Here is a 13,193-nt window from a genome sequence, read left to right as displayed (position 1 = left end):
GGGCGTCGCTGAATTGCCCCCTCTGCTTCGCAGATCTGCGAGCCACCCCGCTGCGGCGCAGCGCCCCTCTCCCGCGAGTGGGGAGGGCAAAAGGCTAGAGCGAAAAGCTGTGTTTAGCTCCCTCCACCTTGAGGGGGGAGGGCCGGGGAGGGGGTGAATGAGCGTCAGCGATTGCCCTTTTTAGCCCCTCAGACCCTAGACCCTTAGACGCCTTCCCCACTGCCGACGACCCACATCCCACGCCCCAACCTCACCCCAGCACCCGCACCAACGGCTCCAATTCTTCCAAGTGAAAGCGGTGGCCTGTGGCGTGCACGAGTTGCCGCACCAGACGGCGAGCAGGCAGCGACGACAGATTCAGGCTGGTGGCTCCGGTAGACGTAATTTGGGCGCGGCCCGTCAGGTCAATGACGGTGTGATACGGCTGCACCAGTCCAGTAGGCAGACTGCCACCCGTCAGCACGATCAGGTCGGCGCGTTCGGTCAGGGTTTGCACAGACGGGTCGCGGCGGCTCATGGCAAAGCTCCGCACTCCAGCGGGCAAGTCGCGGGCGGCGCGTTCGGCGTCTGGGGCGCTGTCGGCCACCACGCCCACATCGGTAAAGCCGAGCCGCGATAGGGGCAGAGCGCGGGCCAAATCGTCGGCCCCGTTGCCCAGCAGCACCGCACTTGCCCCGCGTGCCGCGTAACCGGTGGCTTCCAGCGCGTCTATCAGCGCCCCAGTTTGGGCATACGCGCCGTGACTGCCGCCTGTGCCAAAGCCGCCTGTGAACGACACAGCGTCTACGCGCCCCACCCGCCGGGCGTCGGCGTCAGGGGTAACGGCACCCAGCACGGCTTCTTCATGAGAGGGGCCAACCAATGCCCCGCAAAACCGCAAGGTATGGCAGGCGTCCAGCACGGCCTTCAAATCTGTATCGGGCACGCCCACCGCCACAATTCCCAGTTCACGAAAGGCGCGGGCAGCCCCCGCAGGCACACCGATCAGGGCAAGGGGCGGGGCGTCGGCATGGGCAGGCATCGGGGCCAAGTGTAGCGTGAAGACTGGCTCAAGGGTCAGGCCACTGCCCAGCCAGAGTCGAAACGGTAGACCGCGTAGACCAAACGGGATTCAAATTCACCGCTCTCAGCACACAGAAACACGTCTTGGCCTGTGGCCTAGGTCAGAATCTTCAGCAAGCGTGTCAGGCGGGCAAAAGCAACTTCATCGGGCACGTCCAGCGGGTGCAGGGTGGCTTCCATCGGGTCTAGGCCAAAGTTGAGGAAAAACACCACTTGCAGCGCCCCTGTTCTGTCCCGCACAACGCTGCCCGGACAAGGCGTATCGGCGTGAAACTCGGCTATAGGGTCATCTTCCCCACCCGTTCCCAAGAGTTCTACCCCAGCCAGATCGGGCAGCGAGGCGGGTTCGCCGCCGATCAGGAAAGCGCAGGGGAAGGCCCGGTCTAGCGCGTGCAGAGCACTGAGCCAAGAGGCGGCGTCCATGCCAAAGCTCCAGAGATTAAGCAATGAGCCGTCCCAGTCGAACGCATCGGCCAAGTCTGCCCGATTCATGGCCCCACCCGCTCTGCCCCCGAATACACCGTCAGGCGGTCTGCCCGCGCCCAGCCGCACAAAGTAAGCCCGAAGGTGGCGGCAGTTTCGGCGGCAAGGCTGGTAGCCGCACCCACCGTGACCACCACCGCCACACCTCCCATCACCGCCTTCTGCACGATCTCGAATCCGGCGCGGCTGCTGACCACCAGAATGCTGGCGGAGAGCGGCAATAATCCGCGTTCCAGCGCCCAGCCGATCACTTTATCGGTGGCGTTGTGGCGGCCTATGTCCTCGTAGGCACAGAGGCACGCTCCATCCGGCCCGAACAGGCCCGCCGCGTGTAGCCCACCCGACGCAGCAAATCCCGGCTGAAGCGCCTGTAGCCTCTCCGGCAATCCGGCCAAAAACGCGGCGCTGAGCGGGCCACCCGTCCAAGTGGGCAGGGCCGCCCGCACCGCCAGCCGTTCTATGCTGCCCGTGCCACACACGCCGCACGCGCTGGACGACACGCCCAACCGCGCCCCCGCCGCCAACCGCTCATGCTCGGGCGTGTGCAGCCCCATCACGTTCGGATTCTCCGGGTCAGGCTCCAGCTTCACGGTCTCCGGCCACAGCCCTTCTGCCAACAGCCAGCCGCACACCAGTTCGGCGTCGGCTCCGGGCGTTCGCATCAGAATACCCAGCGTGACCGGGCCAGACGGCGTGTGCAGGCACACTTCTAGCGGTTCCTCTACGGCCAGCGTGTCTGAGATCAATCCTGCCGACTTCTCCCCTGCCCCACTGCCGGAATAGACCGTTGCAGGCCACTGGGTCAGCGCGACACCGGGCATCAGGTCTACTCCTCTCCGGCTTCGCGCAAGGCCCGGCCCGCTCCCTTCAGCACGCCGAATACCGCGCCCAGCGCCAGTTGCACATCGCGGTCACGCAGCAGGCCCAGCAGTTCGGGCAGGCCGAGGCCCCGGCCGTGACCCGAATGCTGAGCTACGTATTTGGCTCCCTCGCTTACGCCCGCGCTGACGGCTTGCCCCAGCACGCGCACTTCGTCGGGGTTTAGGGCAGAGGCAGTTTTGCCCAGTTCCACCACGTTCTTAATCAGCGTGGTGCTGCTCTCGCCCGCCAACAGGTTCAGGGCCGAGGCGCTCAGGCCCTCGCCACCGCGCACCAGCCGCACCAGTATGTCCAGCACGCCGTGTTCATGCAGTTCGCGCAGCAGGCGCAGGCTCTCGGCTAGGGCTTCGGCAGAGTCGGATACCGAAGCGTCAAGTTGTTGTTGGGGAGTGGGGGGCTGGGGGGTGAATTCTAGGGCTTTTGCCATGTGGGGAACTCCGAGAGTGTAGAGGGTGGAAAGTTGGAGGGTGAACCCCCCCGTTGCTGTGCAACGCCCCCCCTTAGAGGGGAGGACAACTGCTTTGGTGCTCCCCTTTAAGGGGGGCTGGCTGCACAGCAGACTGGGGGGTTTTGGCGGAAACGTCGGCGTGTAAACCCCCCCGTTGCTCGCGCAACGCCCCCCCTTGAGGGGAGGACAAGTACGTTCAATCATCCCCGCCCAACCGGTCAGACCTCGCGTTCAAGCTATCCCCAAGCATCGGCAAGAGGCCGCCGGGAAAGACATAATCAGGCCGTGCCCACTTGCGCTCCACTTCTACTCCAGTTTGCGGCGTGGGGTGGCCGTAGCGGGAATTGCCCTTCGGCAGCGGGTTCGGGCCACCTTCCGGCAGCACTTCCAGCCTCACCGCCGTGTCTTTGTAGGCGGGCGTATTGGTCACCGTGTCCCTGTTATTGCCCGTCAGGCGGTTCACGGCGTCCTCGGCATGGCGGGCGTTCATCGGCACATAGACCTCATGGCCGCTGACCCGCCCGGTGATGTTGGCCTGCACTTTCACCGCGCCGTTGGGACTGATCAGACGCACCCATTGGCCGTTCGTGATCTGGCGTTCGGCGGCCAGTTCGGGGCTAATTTCCACGAAGGTATCGGGCACGCTCGCCGCTAGCCCAGCCACGCGGAAGGTCATGTTGCCCCCGTGAAAATGCTCCAGCATGCGCCCGGAGTTCAGGTGCAGGTCAAATTCGGCGTCGGGCGTGTGCTGGCGCGGCTGATACTGCGCCGGATAGAGCCGGGCCTTGCCATCGGGGAAGTTGAAACGGTCAACGTACAGCAGCGGCGTATCGGTGCCGTCTTCGGCCACAGGCCAACACAGCGAGTCGAACCCTTGCAGCCGCTCGTAGCCCACGCCCGCCATGATGGGCGTGACGCGGGCAATCTCGGCCATGATTTGGGACGGATGCGTGTAGCCCCAGCTATAGCCCATGCGCTCCGCCACCGCCGTATAAATTTGCCAGTCGGGGCGCGTGCCCTTCAGCGGCGGCATGGCTTCATAAAGGCGCTGCACCCGGCGTTCGGTGCTGGTAAACGTCCCTTCTTTTTCCAGCGCAGAGGCGGCGGGCAGCACCACATCGGCGTAACGGGCGGTATTGGTGAAGTAGAGGTCTTGCACCACCATGAAGTCCAGCGCCTCATAGCCCTTCTCCAAATGGTTGGCATTGGCGTCGGTGAGGCTCATTTCCTCGCCGGTCAGCCACAGGGCCTTAAGGTTGCCCGCTATGGCGGCGTCAATCATCTGGGTGTTGTCCAGCCCGCGCTCTGGCCGCAGCCGCACGCCCCATTCGCGCTCGTGGGCCTGCACAGTCAGGGGGTCACTCACCTTTTGGTAGCCGCTGACCTGATCGGGCATGGCCCCCATGTCGGACGCGCCCTGCACGTTGTTGTGCCCACGCAGCGGGTACGCGCCAGTGCCGGTGCGCCCGTAATTGCCCGTAATGAGGAGCAGGTTGCTGATAGCCGTGCTCGTCTCGCTGCCGCCGCACTGCTGGGTCACGCCCATCGCCCAGAGGATGCATACACCGCCCTTGGTTTTATCCTGCCCCGCCGCCACGATCTGCTTTGCCAGCGCCTCAATCTCTGCCGCCGGAAGTCCGGTTTCCGCCTCGGCATACTCCAGCGTAAAGGCGTCCACACTGGCGCGGAAGTCTTCCAGACCGTTCACGCGGGCTCGCAAAAAGGCGTCATCTGCCCAACCGTTGTCCAGAATCAGGCGCGAGAGGGCACACAGCCAGACAAAATCGGTGCCGGGGCGAGGGCGCAGGAACTTGTCGGCGCGGCGAGCCAATTCGTGTTCGCGGATGTCCACAACGACTAATTGCGTGCGCCCCAGCTTGTGCGCCCGCTTCACACGGGTAGCCAGTACCGGATGACTTTCGGCGGTGTTGCTGCCCACCGTGATGACTAATTCGGCGTGTTCTATGTCGTGAATAGTGCCGCTGTCGCCGCCGTAGCCCACCGTCCGCATCAGCCCTTGCGTGGCGGGCGACTGGCAATAGCGCGAGCAATTGTCCACGTTGTTGGTACCGATGACTTGCCGCGCAAACTTCTGCACCAAGTACGCTTCCTCGTTTGTGGCCTTGCTGGACGCGATAAACGCCAAAGCATCCGGCCCATGCTGCCCTTTAATTTCGCCCAAACGCCACGCGATCAGGTCAAGGGCCTCGTCCCAAGTCGCTTCTCTAAACCGTCCATTTTCACGGATCAGCGGCGTGGTCAGGCGGTCTGCGCTGTTCACGTACTCCCAGCCAAATTTGCCCTTTACACACGTTGAAATGCCGTTGGCTGGCCCCGGCCCCGGCTCCACTTTCAGGATGTGGCGGTCTTTCGTCCAAATCTCGAAGGAGCAGCCCACGCCGCAGTAGGTACACACGGTTTTGGTCTTCTGGATGGACGCCGCCCGCGTTTCCGCCTCCACATCCGACACGTTCATGATCAGTTGCAGGCCGCTGGAATGCTCGATACCCTTGACCAGATCGATGGCCGCTTCGAACACGGGTTTGGGCAGCGCCGTCAGCAAGCCCGCCTCGCCCAGCATGGATTTTTCCATCAGCGCGTTACAGGGGCACACCGTAATGCAGTGGCCGCAACTCACGCAGCTTGAATCACCAATCGGTTTGCCGCCGTCCCACTGCACGCGGGGTTGCTCGGCTTCCCAGTTGATGCTGAGGGTTTCGTTGACCTGTACGTTCTGGCAGGCTTCCACGCAGCGGCCACACAGGATGCACTGATCGGGGTCATAGCGGTAAAAGGCGTTGGAGTGGTCTTGCGGGATGCCTTTGGGCTGAAAAGGCCGTGTGGGATGGTCTACGCCCAGCAGCCCCAGCGTGTTGTGTACCGTGCAGTTGCCGTTGCTATTGTCGCAGACGGTGCAGTACAAATCGTGGTTAGACACGATCCGGTCATAGGCGTCGCGCTGGGCAATGCGGGCGGCCTGCGTCTGGGTACGAACGGTCAGGCCCGCCGTGACGGGGGTTCCGCAGGCGCGGCCTACTTGCCCGTTTATTTCCACGGCGCAGGTATCGCAAGTCTGGATTGGCCCCAGTTGCGGGTGATAGCAGACCTGTGCCAAGTCGATCTGAGCGCGGTTGATCACGTCAATTAAGGGTTCTCCGGTGCGGCCCACGAACGCCACGCCGTCTATCTGCACGGCCACTTCCGGCCCGTTATTGGCCCGCAGTGGCCCCCGCTGGGTTCGGCCTCGATTCTGTTCCGTCACATTGCCTCCGCCCTTCGCTGGTGCTGCTTTGAATGGCAAGAGTATAGGCGGGGTGGTCTAAGCGCGGCAGTCTAAGGGTCAAAAGTCTGAGGGTCTAAGGTGCTGGGGCGGTGGCGGTTGCCGGGTGGCCCTACTGTTTGCCGACTGTTCGAGTTCCGCAAAGGGCGAGGGCATAAACTCCAACTCAATGGTTCGGACAGTTTTACCGAAGAAAAGCAGGCCACAGAAAAACGTCGTCTAGGACGCCTTGCCTGTTCCCCCCTCTGCTCCTTGCGCTCTGCGAATCCCAGCCCCCCGCGCAAGGGTGGAGGAGCCAGAACACTCTGTTGATCAGCGTCGCTCAGAAAAATTCAGAAACTGCCCGAACCATTGTGAGTAAGGGTTGAACGCTTTTCTTAGACCCTTCAACCCTTGACCCTTAGACGCCGTTCCTATCTCCCAGAGTCCAGAGCCAATGTTCATCATGACCAACGTCTGAAGGCTTCCCCACCCTCTCCGCCCTTGCAGCGGGCGTAGGCTGGCCCGCATGACTGCCGCTCCTCCCTCTGCGCCTAAGCTGGGGCCAGATGCCCGCCGACTTGCCACCACTGGCCTCGTACTGGGCGTTTTTTTGGCCGCGCTCGAAGCCAGCGTGGTGGCCTCGGCCATGCCCAGCGTCATTGCCGATTTGGGCGGCGAACGCTGGTACGCCCTGCCTTTTGCCGTATTCCTGCTGACCAGTACAGTGTCTAGCCCACTGTGGGGCCGCGCCTCGGATGTGCTGGGGCGACGGCGGCTGTATCTGGCAGGCGTGATCGTGTTCTTGGTGGGCAGCGCCCTGTGCGGCATGGCAACTAGCATGGGCTGGCTGATCGCGGCGCGTGCCCTGCAAGGGCTGGGGGCTGGCGCGGTCTTGCCCCTCACGCTCACGATTATTGGTGAAACCTACGCGCTGGCCGAACGCGGGCGCGTGCAGGCCTTTATCAGCGGCGTGTGGGGCGTGTCGGGGCTGGCGGGGCCGCTGCTGGGCGGCTGGCTCACCGATACCTTGTCTTGGCGCTGGACATTTTTCGTGAGCCTGCCGTTTGGAATGCTAGCCCTCTACATCGCTTGGCGGCACCTGAAGGAAACGGGCACGCCCCAGCCCGCGCAACTGGATTGGCTGGGCGCGGGCCTGTTTACGCTGGGCAGCGGCCTGACCGTATGGGGGCTGGAAAGCCGCTTGTGGGTGATGGTGGGCGCGGGCCTGCTGATTTTGGTGGCGGCCATCCTGTTGGAACGTCGCCACCCTGCCCCGCTGCTGCCGATGCGGGCGCTGAAAGAACGGCTACCGCGTATCGCTTTTGCAGGCAATTTTTTGGGCGGGGCGGCGTATTTTGGCGTGATCGCCTACCTGCCGCTGTACGCGCAGGGCGTCACGGGGGGCGGGGCCACCGCTGCCGGGGCCATCCTCACGCCGATGCTGGTGGGCTGGACACTCACCGCTATTTTGGCCGCCCGCCTGCTGAACCGCATTCCGCTGGCCCGCATGACCCAGACCGGATTTGCCGTGCTGGTCGCTATGTTTGCCGCCCTGATCTTCGCCGTTCACGCGCCGCTGTGGGTTACGTCGGCGCTGGGCTTCGCGGTGGGCATGGGCATGGGCTTTGCCATGCTGAGCCTGCTGCTGGCCGCACAGGAAGGCGCTCAGAAGGGAGAACTGGGCGCAGTGACCAGCGGCGTGCTGTTTGCCCGGCAGATGGGCGGGGCGCTGGGCGTGGCGGTCATGGCCCTCCTCATCGGGCCAGCGGCGATTGCGGCGGGCGGCTTCGAGTTGGCAGAAGGTCTGCGCCGCGCCTACGAACTGGCGCTGGGACTGGTGCTGTTGGGCCTGATCCTGAGCTTGATGCTGCGAGTGCGGCTGTCGGGTAGCGGGCAGGGAACAGTGGGGCAAAAGGGGTAAGTTCCGGCTCTTCTCATCCCTTTACGCAAGGCTGATGCTGTGCCCCTTCTCCGTGCCCTTTTGCTGGCCGCCCTGCTGTTGGGCAGCGCCTCGGCCACCGATCTCCGCATTTACCCCAGCTTTGGCGAGGTGCGCCAACAGGTCAATTTGACTGACACCGGGGGCAAAACTGCCGCCTACGAACTGGCGTTTAGCCGCGCTGCATGGAACTTGGTGCAGCCGGGCAGCCTCAGCCTCACGGGAACGTCGCTGCTGCGCCTGCACACCCGGCCCATAGACCTTGACTGGCTCACCACTCAGGAAGGCCAACCTGTGACCGTCCTGCGGGCAGGCCAAGCGCCACTGTCCGGCACGTTGATGCGGGCCGATGACCTGCTGGTAAGGCTGGAATCTGGGGCTTATCTGAACGTGCAGGCCAACGAACTGGGGTTGTCTGGCCTGCCTCCACGCGGCTGGCTGGGCGGCGGCGTCACAGCCCGCTTCGAGTCGGCAGCCACCAGCACGCAAAAAGCGGAGGTCAGCTACCGCACCGCCGCCCTGTCTTGGAAGCCGCGCTACGAACTGACGGCCAGCGGCGCACAGGCCAGCCTTGCGGCACTGGCCGAACTCCGCAATAGGGGCGATCAGACCTTTGAGGGCCAGCGGGTGGATTTGTTTGCGGGAACGGTACAGACGGTGGTGGAAGGTGGGCAGACTGGGACATCGCAAAACACTGTTGGAGCCTTTCCCTTACCTACCATGCCCGATTCAGGCAACGCTGGCACCGCCTCCCCCATTTCCAGCCTCGGTGAGTTGCGCGGACTGCAACGCTACGCACTGGCCAGAGCCGTGACGCTGGGGCGCGGGGAAACATTGACCGTGCCGTTTTTACAGACTAAGATCACGGCGTTCACGCGCTACAACAGCATCAGCACCTACTTCAGCCCGCAAAACAGTTCCGGCCAAACCAGTCGGCGCTACAAATTCACTCCGAATGGTGCGAGCTTGCCCGCTGGCACGCTGTCGGTGCGCGACGGTGGGGCGCTGGTAGGCACGGTTCAACTGGCGGCCACGCAGGGCGGCAAACCCGTAGACATAGACCTCGGCACTGACCCAGAACTCCGGTTCGCCCGCACCGTGAAGCAACTGAATCTAGAAAAAGCATCTGATGGCCGGATTCTATCCACCACTTCTCAAATCACCTACACCCTGACCAGCACCAAAACGCTAGCCACGCGGGTGCAACTGCGCGAGACGTTATATGGCCGTCTGGTGGTAGTGGATGGACAGGTGTTGCCCGCCAACCGCCAGAACAATGTAGAACGGCGCGTAGACGTAAAAGCAGGCGGAACAGCTACGATCAGCTTCAAGGTAAAGATTGGGAACTGAGGGCGGTCAGCACCCTGTTTTCCCTGCTCCTGTGCGGTACAATAGGGGCAGTTGAGGGAGCATCTGCCGTTACGCCCATAGCATAATGTGATAGACTCGTTCCATTCCCGGCAGGGTTTGCCGGGCTTCTCATCCCCCCGGTTGGCGGTCAACACTTCCGCCAACCCGCCTGACGCCCTGCGGCGCAGATTGGAGCCTCATGACCGGAATTCTTCCCGTTGACATCACCACCGAAGTCAAAACCAATTTCATCAATTACGCCATGAACGTGATCGTAGACCGGGCGCTGCCCGATGTCCGCGACGGCCTGAAGCCTGTGCAGCGGCGAATCATGTACGCCATGCTGCAAGAAGGCCTGATGTCGAACACCAAGCACGCCAAGTCGGCCAGCGTGGTGGGCGAGGTCATGAAGCGGTATCACCCTCACGGCGATTCCAGCATTTATGACGCGATGGTGCGGTTGGGGCAGTGGTGGAACATGCGCTACCCGATGGTTGACCCTCAAGGCAACTTCGGGTCTATGGACGGCGATATGGCCGCCGCCATGCGTTACACCGAAGCCCGCATGACCAAAGTGGCCGAAGAACTGCTGGCCGATTTGGAAAAAGAAACCGTAGACACCAAGCCCAACTACGACGAGACCACCACCGAACCCACCGTGCTGCCGTCTGCCATTCCTAACCTGCTGGTCAACGGCGCGTCGGGCATCGCCGTGGGCATGGCGACCAACATTCCGCCGCACAATCTGACCGAGATTTGTAACGGCCTGCTGGCGCTGATCGACAACCCCCAGATCACGCTGGACGAGATGATGGAACACGTCAAGGGGCCAGATTTCCCCACCGGCGGGCGCATCAGCTTGCAGGGCATCCGTGAAGCCTTCGCCACCGGACACTCTGGCCTGAAAGTGCGCGGCAAGGCCCGTATCGACGAGAAGAACGGGCGTTCGCAGATCATCATTTCCGAGATTCCCTACCAGCTCAACAAGACCAACCTGCTGCAAACCATCAGCGCGATGTACAAGGCCGGGAAAATCCCCGACATCAGCGCCCTGCGCGACGAGTCTGACCGCAAGGAACCCGTCCGGATCGTCATCGAACTCAAGCGCGGCGCGATTCCTACGCTGGTGCTGAACCAGCTTTACAAGTACACGCAGCTTCAAAGCACCTTTACGGTCATCAACCTCAGCATCGTGAACGGCGAGCCGCGTGTGCTGCCCCTGATCGACACCATGCGCTACTTCCTCGTTCACCGCCGCGACGTGGTGACGCGCCGCACGGCCTACGAACTCAAGAAGGCCGAGGAACGCGCCCACGTGCTGGAAGGGCTGATCAAGGCGCTCGATCATATCGACGAAGTGATTGCACTGATCCGTGCCAGCAACACCGGAGCCGAGGCCCGCGACGCGCTGATGGCCCGCTTTGGCCTGACCGAAGTGCAGTCTCAGTCCATTCTCGATATGCGCCTGCAACGCCTCGTGGGGCTGGAGCGCGAGAAACTGACCAACGAATTCAACGAGTTGCAAGTCACCATTACCCGTTTGCGTTCCATCTTGGGTGACGAGAAACTACTGTGGCGCGAGATCAAGAAAGAACTGCGCGACATCCGTGACCGCTACGGCGACGAGCGGCGCAGCACCATCGTGCTGTTGGAAGAGGACATCAACCGCGAAGACCTGATTGCCGTAGAAGACATGGTGATCACCATGACCCGCGCCGGATACCTCAAGCGCACCAACATGGACGCTTACCGCGCTCAGGCGCGTGGTGGACGTGGGGCCAGCGGCGGCAAACTGCGCGACGAGGACATCAACACCCGCGTCTTCGTGGGCAGCACGCACGACTACCTCTTATTCTTCACCGATCAGGGCCGCGTGTTCCACGAGAAGATTTACGACCTGCCGGAAGCGGGCCGTGACGCCAAAGGTACGCACATTCGCAACCTGTTACCCAGCCTGCGCGAGACTGAAAACATCGCCAGCGTACTGAGCGTGAAGGGCTTCGAGGAAGAGGGAAGCTTCGTGTTCGCCACCCGCAAGGGCATCGTCAAGAAGACCCAGATCACCGACTACGGCAACATCACGTCGGCGGGCCTGATTGCCATCAATCTGCAACCCGGTGACGCCCTGATCGGCGTGGGCATCGTGTGCGAGAGCGACCATATTGTTCTGGCGAGCCGCGAGGGACAAGCCATGCGCTTCGACGCCGCAGAAGTCCGCGATACGGGCCGCGCCACACAGGGCGTGATCGGCATGCGCCTCCGTGACGACGATGTGGTGGTCAGCATGGCCCTCGTTCCCGGCGGCGACGAAACCAGCGAACTCCTCAGCATCAGCGAATTTGGATTGGGCAAGCGCACCCCGGCGGGCGACTACCCCAGCAAAGGGCGCGGCGGCCTCGGCGTGATTACGCTGGACGTGACCGAGCGCACTGGCAAACTGGTGACGCTGGCCCGCGTGGCAGGCGACGAAGAACTGATGGTACTGACCGAGAAAGGCACCGTGATCCGGACTCGCGTGGAAGAAGTGCGAACCACAGGCCGCAACGCGCAGGGCGTGAAAGTCATCAACATCGGTGACAAAGACCGCGTGATCAGCGCCTTCCCGGTTCGTAAGGAAGACGAGCTGTAAGCCCTTTCCCTAAACGCCGTGCCCGGCCCCAGCGGTCAGGCGCGGCGTTTTCTAATAGGTACTTCCTCTGATATGGGCATTTTCTGACACAACGTTAAAGCTTGACTTAAAACTAGTGACAATCCGGTCAGCCGCAATCTGCTTATTTCTTTGTAGGAACGCCACAGGGCTAGCGGCACACTGAGCGCCCCATGAGTTTCTGCTCTGTACAGAATTTGAGACGACAAGCGTGCTGAACGCCACCAAATCTCTTCCCTACACTCGGCTGACTTCGTAAGCTAAATGCTGATTAAAGAAACAAAAGTGTTTACAAAAATGTGATTTTAGGTTACACTGTGATCAACGTTGGGAAGGCTGCATAAGCCCTCGCCCCAGCGTCCTTCTTCCCCGAATCCACCGCCTGGAGGCGACGCACATGACACAGACCAGCCACAAGACCAATACCAACAGCCGCACCTTCGTCGATACCGTGACCTACCGCCCCGGAGCCGTCATTCTGTACCCCGGCAAGAGCGACATGCTGTACCGCGTGGCCAGCGGCTTGATCCGCGTGCACACCATGGATGACGATGGCAACGGCCTGACCCTGCGTTACGTGAAGCCCGGTGAATACTTTGGCGAAGAAGCCCTCGCAGGAGTGAACCGCGCCTACTTTGCCGAAGCCGTGACCGACAGCAGCGTGGACGTGATCAACCCCGCCCTGATGAGCGCCGAGGACAATCTGGTCGTCACGACTCACCTTGTCCGGACGCTGGAACGCGCCTACGAAAGCATCTACCGCCTTGTCGGCAAGCGCCTGCGTGCCCGCATCGCCGGGGAACTGATGGAACTGAAGGACACCGCCCTCGCCACCAAGCTCGACAGCGGCGAAACCATGATCTACGCCACGCACGATGAATTGGCCGCCGCAGTGGGCAGCGTGCGCGAAACCGTGACCAAAGTTGTGGGCGAACTCAGCCGCGAAGGTGTGATCAGCGCAGGCTACGGCAAGATCACGCTGCGCAACGAGAAGCAACTGCAAGAAATCGCCGCCGCGTAAGCGTAAAACTTACTTCTCCGAAACCGCTCTGGCCTTGTGCTGGGGCGGTTTTTTTTCTACGGTGGCAAAATCAGCTTATCCCAATCTGCTTCAAGTTGAGCG

Annotated in this window: 9 protein-coding genes; 4 read left to right on the top strand and 5 right to left on the bottom strand. The window is 62.4% G+C overall.

All coding sequences use genetic code 11. The annotated features are described in order from the left end of the window. Positions 1 to 250 precede the first annotated feature (250 nt). The 5 genes from E7T06_RS19285 to fdhF form a co-directional block, all read right to left on the bottom strand. Positions 251 to 1,021 (bottom strand): shikimate dehydrogenase, encoded by a 771-nt coding sequence (locus E7T06_RS19285; protein WP_168733667.1) that lies wholly within the window; start codon positions 1,019 to 1,021, stop codon positions 251 to 253. Between the two features lie 137 nt (positions 1,022 to 1,158). Then, a complete protein-coding gene (locus E7T06_RS19280) occupies positions 1,159 to 1,554 on the bottom strand; it encodes a hypothetical protein (RefSeq protein WP_136367389.1) in 396 nt (131 codons plus the stop codon). Then, positions 1,551 to 2,366, bottom strand: a complete 816-nt coding sequence (locus E7T06_RS19275; RefSeq protein ID WP_136367388.1) for a formate dehydrogenase accessory sulfurtransferase FdhD — start codon at positions 2,364 to 2,366, stop codon at positions 1,551 to 1,553. The genes E7T06_RS19280 and E7T06_RS19275 overlap by 4 nt, the downstream gene beginning before the upstream one ends. A gap of 5 nt (positions 2,367 to 2,371) precedes the next feature. Beyond that, positions 2,372 to 2,851, bottom strand: coding sequence for a DUF1641 domain-containing protein (locus E7T06_RS19270; protein ID WP_136367387.1), 480 nt, complete (start codon positions 2,849 to 2,851; stop codon positions 2,372 to 2,374). Positions 2,852 to 3,068: 217 nt separating this feature from the next. After that, complete coding sequence (fdhF, locus tag E7T06_RS19265) at positions 3,069 to 6,071, bottom strand: formate dehydrogenase subunit alpha (protein ID WP_136367410.1); 3,003 nt, start codon at positions 6,069 to 6,071, stop codon at positions 3,069 to 3,071. A 589-nt stretch (positions 6,072 to 6,660) separates the two neighbouring features. Here fdhF and E7T06_RS19260 point away from each other — a divergent pair. From E7T06_RS19260 to E7T06_RS19245, 4 genes are all read left to right on the top strand, one after another. Beyond that, positions 6,661 to 8,055 carry an MDR family MFS transporter gene (locus tag E7T06_RS19260; protein ID WP_136367386.1) on the top strand — a complete coding sequence of 465 codons (1,395 nt, stop codon included), beginning with the start codon at positions 6,661 to 6,663 and terminating at the stop codon, positions 8,053 to 8,055. Between the two features lie 39 nt (positions 8,056 to 8,094). After that, positions 8,095 to 9,423, top strand: a complete 1,329-nt coding sequence (locus E7T06_RS19255; protein WP_136367385.1) for a hypothetical protein — start codon at positions 8,095 to 8,097, stop codon at positions 9,421 to 9,423. Between the two features lie 199 nt (positions 9,424 to 9,622). Then, positions 9,623 to 12,052 (top strand): DNA gyrase subunit A, encoded by a 2,430-nt coding sequence (gene gyrA / locus E7T06_RS19250; RefSeq protein WP_136367384.1) that lies wholly within the window; start codon positions 9,623 to 9,625, stop codon positions 12,050 to 12,052. 415 nt (positions 12,053 to 12,467) lie between these two features. Next, a complete protein-coding gene (locus E7T06_RS19245; protein WP_168733666.1) occupies positions 12,468 to 13,091 on the top strand; it encodes a helix-turn-helix domain-containing protein in 624 nt (207 codons plus the stop codon). The last annotated feature ends 102 nt before the right edge of the window (positions 13,092 to 13,193 follow it).

This window comes from Deinococcus sp. Arct2-2 (assembly GCF_004801315.1).
In the GTDB taxonomy this organism is placed as follows: Bacteria; Deinococcota; Deinococci; order Deinococcales; family Deinococcaceae; genus Deinococcus.
The sequence above is the reverse complement of the archived record's forward strand: the minus strand, read 5'-3'. Positions and strand labels throughout refer to the sequence as shown.